Source organism: Rothia sp. HMSC076D04, from assembly GCF_001814645.1.
Lineage (GTDB): Bacteria > Actinomycetota > Actinomycetes > Actinomycetales > Micrococcaceae > Rothia > Rothia mucilaginosa.
Map to the genome: position 1 here is coordinate 429,282 of NZ_KV817369.1, position 6,957 is coordinate 436,238.

Below are 6,957 nucleotides of genomic sequence, written 5' to 3' on the forward strand. Positions count from 1 at the left end.
TATAGACTCTTAGACACTACGCCCAGAAGGACCTGTTCATGGCATTAACCACGCTCGTCAAGGACGAACTTGCCAACTACGAGGCAACGAAAGTCTCTGCACGTAAGGCAGAAATCTCTACGATTCTGCGTTTTACCGGAGGTCTGCACATTGTCTCGGGGCGAATCGTGGTGGAGTCTGAGGTCGACCACGAGGCAACCGCCCACCGCATGCGCCGCACCATCGCGGAGATTTACGGCCACGACTCCGAGCTGACCAGCGTCAGCGGTGGTGGTCTGCGTCGAGGCGGCCGCTACATTGTGCGTGTGGATCACGGCGGTGAGGCGCTGGCTCGCCAGACCGGTCTGCTGGATTTGCGCGGCCGCCCGGTGCGTGGCCTGCCGCCGGCCGTGGTGAACGGTTCCCTGCAGGACGCCGAAGCGGTCATGCGCGGTGCGTTCCTGGCGCACGGTTCGCTGACTGAGCCGGGTCGTTCCTCCTCGCTGGAGATTACCTGCCCCGGCCCGGAGGCGGCGCTCGCGCTGGTGGGTGCGGCTCGTCGCCTGGACATTATCGCGAAGGCGCGCGAGGTGCGCGGTACCGACCGCGTGGTGGTCCGTGACGGCGAGACGATTTCGCAGCTGCTGGAGCGCATGGGCGCGACCGGCACCCTGACCACGTGGCGTGAGGCGCGCACCCGCAAGGAGGTTCGTGCGACCGCGAACCGTCTGGCGAATTTTGATGACGCGAACCTGCGCCGTAGCGCGCAGGCGGCTGTTGCGGCGAGCGCCCGCGTGGAGCGTGCCCTGCAGATTCTGGGTCATGAGGCGCCGGATCACCTGCGTTATGCCGGTGAGCTGCGTGTGCTGCATAAGCACGCTTCGCTGGATGAGTTGGGTCGTCTGGCTGATCCGCCGATGACGAAGGACGCGATTGCGGGCCGTATTCGCCGTCTGTTGGTGATGGCTGATAAGCGTGCTTCGGAGCTGGGCGTTCCGGGTACTGAGCTGCCGCGTGAGGACTAGGCAAGGGCTAGATTCTGGTCTTGCGCGGGGCTGACTGCCCGTGTGGCTAGGCATGTGTCTGCGCGTGTGGCTGAGGTGTTTGTGACGGTTTTATGACAAACCCGAACCCGCCGTTTTTAAACAAAAACCGCATATTTTTCAAAAATGAGCCTGTGGATGGCTCCTTTCTCGTTGCGAGAGGGGAGTTATCCACAGGTTCTTTGTTTGCGCTCGTGCGTTCGCGCGCGTGAGCCTAGGGTAGGGGTATGACGAGCATGACCCCCAACCACGAGCAGAACCACCTGCAGAGCCTGAGCCCTGAACAGGACAACGGTGCTGTGCAAGACAACGTATCCCAGCAGAGCGGCGCGCAGCGTAGCGCCCGCTCCCTGATGAACAGCCTCTACCGCAGCCCGCGCGCCCGCAAGAACGGTGCGCCGGATGCCGAGGACACCGTGCCGCTGGCTATTTCCACTGAGGTAACGCCGGTGGAGACAGATACCGAGGCGTCGCAGGGTGAAACCTCTCAGCCCAAGACTAACCAGCCCGCACCTACCAGCCAGTCCGGCACTAGCCAGCCCGAGGCATCCCGCCCGGAGTCGAACGGCTGGGCTGACTGGGACCAGCAGCCCGACTGGAACGAAGTGGACGACTGGGCGGAATGGGAGCAGGCCGATCAGCCCGGCACCACCCGCAGTACCCGTTGGGGCTTGTCGCCGCGCGTGCTGCTTCTCGTGGCGGTGTTGGCGCTGGTTGCCGTGGTGTGGGGTGTGACCCAGTTTTCGGCGGCGCCGCGTGCCGAGCAGTTTGCCTCCCCGAGTGCTTCCGCTGAGTCGGTGCAGGCGGTGGGTGCCCAGCAGAGCCCCGGCACCCAGTCGACCGCCCAGCCGAGTGCTAACCCGAGTGAATCCGCGCAGGGTGGCGCCTCCGGTGAGGCTACCGTGCGGGTGCACGTGGCGGGTGCCGTAAACAACCCCGGCGTGTACACCCTGCCCGCGCAGGGCCGCGCCGTGGATGCGATTGCCGCCGCCTCCGGTGCCGCAGCGGATGCTGACCTGGACCGTGTGAACCTTGCCGGTGCGCTGAGTGACGGGGTGCAGATTTATGTGCCGCATCGCGGTGAGACGGCTGCTCCGGCGCAGATTCAGCCCAATGGTGGCACGGCGAATGCGGGTCAGGGTAACGCGGCGAATGGTGCAGCGCAGAATAATGCCGCTCAGCCTCAGCCTGCGCGCACGCTGACCGCTTCGGGGAGCGCACAGAAGGGCTCAACTCCGGTGAACATTAACACCGCCACCGCTGAGGAGTTGCAGAGCCTGCCGCGTATTGGCCCGGCGATGGCTCAGCGCATTATTGCTTGGCGTGAGGCGCACGGCGGTTTCCGCAGCGTGGATGAGCTGGATGCGGTGCCCGGTATCGGCCCGTCGATGCTGGAGAATCTGCGTCCGCTGGTGACGGTCTAATGCCCCGGCAAAACCGCAGGCCGAACCGCCCGCAGGCAGGGGAGCAGGAACTCTTTCCCGGTTCCTTGCGCCTCACCCGGCGCCTCATCCGGTCCGCGGCTACGGCGTATGACCGCGTCCGCTACCGCTGGAGCATCGGCGCTGAACGGTGGCGTACCCGCCGTGATGAGCAGGAGCTGCGCGCCCAGGGAAGCCTCATTCACCTGGACTTTCGCCTGAGTTTTACGGTGCTGGTGCTGTGGGCTTTTACCGCGGCGGCGCTGACCGTGGGTACGTGGCGGGTGGTGCATCCGCTGGCGTGCGTGCTCATTGCCCTACTGGGGTGCCTGGCGATTCTGCTGTTCTTTCCGCCGCGTGCGGTGATGCCGTACAGCCTGCTCTTTCGCACGACGGGACAGCTGGTTTTTCTGGCGTGTATTGTCACGGTTCAGGCGGTGCTTTTGTGCGCTACGGGGGTGGATGCATCCCGCGCCACCCTGCAGCAGGCGCAGGGTGCCTCGCTTCGTTTGAATGGCACGGTGGAGCAGGTACGCCGCGTGGATCCGCGCACTACTCTGGTGGTCATTAAGCTGGAGGAAATTCAGGGGCGGAGCGTGCGTGCGCTCGTGAATGAGCGGGTGCGCGTGTACCGGCGTGACGGTTCGGCAAAGAGCGCTGCACAGCGTCCGGAGGTACGTTCGGAGGCGAGCTCGGCTGGTAGCGTTTCTGCGGCTAAGCATCAGGGGAGCGGCGCCGCGCGCTCGCGGGCGATTTATCCGGGGATGAAGGTGACCGCTCTCGGCACGGTGGAGTTCAACGGCTCCACGGCAAAGCTGAGCGGCGCAACTATTTTCCCGATGCCCGCACCCGCCTACGGCGCCGGGTCGAACACTATTACTCGCGCCGCGGAGGAGCCGTACCTGTCCACGCTCAAGGAGCAGTTGCGTACCCGCGCCCTGGACACCCTGGGCACGGAGTCGGCGGCGCTGGTTTTGGGCACCGCCTACGGGGATGACTCGCTGATGAGTTCCACCGCGCGGGAGGACTATAAGCTCAGCGGGCTCAGCCATATTACGGCGGTGTCCGGGGCGAATATTGCCATCGTGTTCTTGGGTGCGTACCGGCTGGTGTTGGCGATTCGTCCGTACCGTTTCGCCAGCGCGTACCTGCTGTTCCGCTCGTGGAGGCAGCGGCTGCGGGGGAGAGGCACGGGTCCTTCTCGCCGCCCCGCGTACCCCCGGAATCCCGCCCAGCCTCATCAACTTGCCCGCCCTCAGCTACCTGCTCCTCCAAACGCCCAACCCCTGCCGCCGCTCGTGCACCGGCTGAGCACCCTCGCCATTCCGCACCGCGTCATGGTGCTGTGCGGGGTTACGGCGGTGCTCGCCTACGCCATGCTGCTGGACTCTGAGGGTTCCGTGATTCGTTCCCTCGCCATGGGTCTGCTCGGTGCTTACGCGATGCTGCGCGGTTCGGGTCGCCAGTCTTTGGCGGCGCTTCAAACCACGGTGCTGATGTGTCTGCTTGCCGCCCCGCACCTCGCCGTGGATATGGGGTTCGCCCTGTCGGTGACGGCAACCTCCGCGCTGATCCTGCTGGGCCCGCCGCTGATTCGTCTGCTCATGCGCGTCATGCCGGTGTTCTGCGCGGAAATGCTCGCCGCGCCCATCGTGGCATCCCTGTGGTGCACCCCGCTGATTTTGGCGATGAGCGGTAAAGTGCCGCTCTACTCGGTTCCGGCGAATCTGGTTGCCGCTCCTTTGGCGCCGCTGAGTATGCTCGCCGGGCTGGCGGCGCTCGGATTCATGCTCCTGGGTCTGCCCACTGCGGCGGATCTGTGCCTGCGTGCCGGTGGCCTTGCCTCGCAGGGCATCGAGTGGGCGGCACACACTGCCGCGCACGCGCCGGGTAACCCCTGGGAGCCAGGTTCGAGCGTCCCGGCGGTGGTGTGTAGTGCCCTCTGCGTGCTGGCGTTGAGCATAGCCCTGTGGTGGGTGGATGCACGCCGCTACCGCGCGGTCACACACCGGCAGTATTTGCGGGTGGTACCGCACACCGCGCCCTCCCATCAGCGCCCCAATCAGCCCGCCCGTTCCTGACCGACTAACCCTGGGTATCTAACCGCAAGCATCTACCTCTGACCGACTGACCCTGACCAACTAACCCTAACCAACGCTAGGAGGCATCTGAGAAGAAAACGCTATGATGGATACTCAAGACTCTACCCGCGCAGCACCCCCGTGCGCAGCGGGGCCGAGTTCAGCCCGTACCCTGCAGATAAAGGCGAGTGATAAGCGTGTCCGAGCGTAAGCGTTCAACCCAGCGTGGTGGTTCCCGAGGCTACGCCCGCCGAGGCGGCCCCGCCCTCGACACCGCGTGGCGTACCGTCACCCCGGCACCCGCCGTCATGCTCTACGGCCCGGAGGAGTACTTCGCCTCCCGCGCTGCGGCGCGCCTGCGTGAGTTGTTCCGCAGCATCCACCCGGAGGTGGACCGCGTTCAGATTAACGCCGCCACCTACACGGCGGGGGAGCTGATTCTGCACGCTTCGCCCTCCCTGTTCGGTTCGGCGAAGATCATTGAGGTTGAGAACGTCGCCTCCATGAGCGACGAGTTTTTGACCGATACGCTCGCCTACCTGAACGCCCCCGAGCCGGACATCATGCTCATTCTGAACCACTCGGGCGGTAACCGCGGCAAGAAGCTCATCGACCTGGTCCGCTCCCAGTTCGTGCTCATTAACTGCAAGGCGCTCAAGACCGACCGTGAGAAGAGCGAGTTCTTGGCGGGGGAGTTTGCCGCCGCTCAGCGCCCGATTACCGGCGGCGCTCTGGCGTTGCTGACGGCCGCCGCCTCCGACACTGCTGAGCTTGCCGCCGCATGCCAGCAGCTGCTCTCAGACGTACCCGGCGACATCACCGAAGAGGCTGTGAACCGCTACTACGGCGGCCGCACCGAGGTCACCGCGTTCCGCGTCAGTGACGCCGCGATTTCCGGTAACGCCCCGGAGGCTCTGCGTCTGCTCCGCCACTCTCTCGCCACCGGCACGGAGCCGATTCCGATGCTGGGCGCGCTCGCCATGCGTATCCGTAATATTGCGCGCGTGCACCACGTGCGTATGAGCGCTAACGAGCTGGCGCGTGAGGTGGGTATGTCACCGTGGCAGGTTGAGCAGGCTCAGCGTGACGGCCGCCGTTTTACCGGCGCCCAGTTGGCGCATATTGTGCAGCTTCTGGCTGATGCGGACGCGCAGCTGAAGGGTGAGTCGCAGGACGCGGTGTATGCGGTGGAGCAGGCTGTTTTGGCGATTGCTCTACCTCCGCGCCTGTAGTGCATAATAGAGCCCATGCTCGAAATTCTGAAGAAAATTTTCTTTGCCCTGCTGCCCTTCCTGCAGAAGGCGGCAGAGGATGCCCTCAACGACGCTACTGCGTCTAAGGGCGGCTCCGAGTCCTCCCAGAAGAGTGAGTCCCACAAGGGCGAATCTCGTCAGCGTGAATCTCGTCAGGGTGAGGCTCGTACCTCCGGCTCTTCGGCGCCTAAGCCGAGCGCCCCGAAGCCTTCCGCTTCGACTCGTTCGGCAAGCACCGCCTCCGCATCCGACGGTTCGGACTACCCGGGCGATTACCGCGACATGATCAACTTTGAGTACTCGCCCTCCCTGGACGGCGACGCTGACCCGGGTGAAATCGTGTGGACGTGGGTTCCCTTTGAGGAGGACCACTCGCAGGGTAAGGACCGCCCGGTGCTTCTGGTGGGTCGTGACGGTGAGTACCTGCTGGCGCTGATGATGACCAGCAAGGACCACAATAACCGTGAGCACGCTGATTCGAACTACCTCGATATTGGTTCGGGTCCGTGGGATCCGCAGGGCCGCGCTTCTGAGGTGAAGCTGAACCGTGTGATTCGTGTTCGCCCGGATGCGATGCGCCGTGAGGGTGCGATTATGCCGGAGGATACGTTCCGCCTGATTGAGCGTGCGTGGACTCGCCATAACGGCTAACACCCTGTGCCGGTAGTTTCACCGGCGACTGGTGCCGATTATCTGCGCCGGATGTGGAGGCTGCGTGTAGTGGTTTTCACAGTATTTTTCTCTCCGCGGGGGTCTGTCGTGGAGGCTGTTCATCTGGTATTATGTGTGGTTGAGTGTCCGATGGTCATCGGGCACTGCTGGCCGGTTGCCATAGGCATCCCCACGCCGCTCAGTCGATGATCGGCCAGCGTCGCCCTCACCGACCAATAAGACAAAACAGAAAGTTTAATTGTGGCTAACATTAAGTCTCAGAAGAAGCGTATCCTCACCAACGAGAAGGCTCGCCTGCGCAACAACATTGTAAAGTCCGAGCTGAAGACCGCGACCCGCAAGGTCAAGGCTGCTGTTGAGGCACAGAACCAGGAAGCTGCTGTTGAGGCTCTGCGTTTTGTGAACCGTAAGCTGGACAAGGCTGTTTCCAAGGGTGTTCTGCACAAGAAGACCGCTGCAAACAAGAAGTCCGGTCTTGCTGCGCTGGTAAACAAGGCTTTCTAAAACT

Annotated in this window: 6 protein-coding genes; all 6 read left to right on the plus strand. The window is 63.8% G+C overall.

Going from position 1 to position 6,957, the window contains the following annotated elements:
* The first annotated feature begins 38 nt into the window (after positions 1-38).
* The 6 genes from whiA (at position 39) to rpsT (ending at position 6,953) form a co-directional block, all read left to right on the plus strand.
* Positions 39-1,004: a DNA-binding protein WhiA gene (whiA, locus tag HMPREF2980_RS06135; RefSeq protein WP_005505961.1), complete on the plus strand. Its 966-nt coding sequence runs from the start codon at positions 39-41 to the stop codon at positions 1,002-1,004.
* A 245-nt stretch (positions 1,005-1,249) separates the two neighbouring features.
* Positions 1,250-2,446 (plus strand): ComEA family DNA-binding protein, encoded by a 1,197-nt coding sequence (locus HMPREF2980_RS06140; protein WP_070688191.1) that lies wholly within the window; start codon positions 1,250-1,252, stop codon positions 2,444-2,446.
* Positions 2,446-4,524, plus strand: a complete 2,079-nt coding sequence (locus tag HMPREF2980_RS06145) for a ComEC/Rec2 family competence protein (RefSeq protein ID WP_070690810.1) — start codon at positions 2,446-2,448, stop codon at positions 4,522-4,524. The genes HMPREF2980_RS06140 and HMPREF2980_RS06145 overlap by 1 nt, the downstream gene beginning before the upstream one ends.
* Before the next feature lie 197 nt (positions 4,525-4,721).
* A complete protein-coding gene (gene holA, locus HMPREF2980_RS06150; RefSeq protein ID WP_005505965.1) occupies positions 4,722-5,756 on the plus strand; it encodes a DNA polymerase III subunit delta in 1,035 nt (344 codons plus the stop codon).
* A gap of 15 nt (positions 5,757-5,771) precedes the next feature.
* Positions 5,772-6,428, plus strand: a complete 657-nt coding sequence (locus HMPREF2980_RS06155; RefSeq protein WP_070690814.1) for a type II toxin-antitoxin system PemK/MazF family toxin — start codon at positions 5,772-5,774, stop codon at positions 6,426-6,428.
* Between the two features lie 261 nt (positions 6,429-6,689).
* A complete protein-coding gene (rpsT, locus tag HMPREF2980_RS06160; RefSeq protein WP_005505969.1) occupies positions 6,690-6,953 on the plus strand; it encodes a 30S ribosomal protein S20 in 264 nt (87 codons plus the stop codon).
* Positions 6,954-6,957: the final 4 nt, after the last annotated feature.

What these genes read in the sequence shown, in the direction of transcription:
- HMPREF2980_RS06140 (WP_070688191.1), top strand. Translation starts at nt 1,250, where the DNA reads ATGACGAGCATGACCCCCAACCACGAGCAGAACCACCTGCAGAGCCTG.
- whiA (WP_005505961.1), top strand. Translation starts at nt 39, where the DNA reads ATGGCATTAACCACGCTCGTCAAGGACGAACTTGCCAACTACGAGGCA.
- HMPREF2980_RS06155 (WP_070690814.1), top strand. Translation starts at nt 5,772, where the DNA reads ATGCTCGAAATTCTGAAGAAAATTTTCTTTGCCCTGCTGCCCTTCCTG.
- HMPREF2980_RS06145 (WP_070690810.1), top strand. Translation starts at nt 2,446, where the DNA reads ATGCCCCGGCAAAACCGCAGGCCGAACCGCCCGCAGGCAGGGGAGCAG.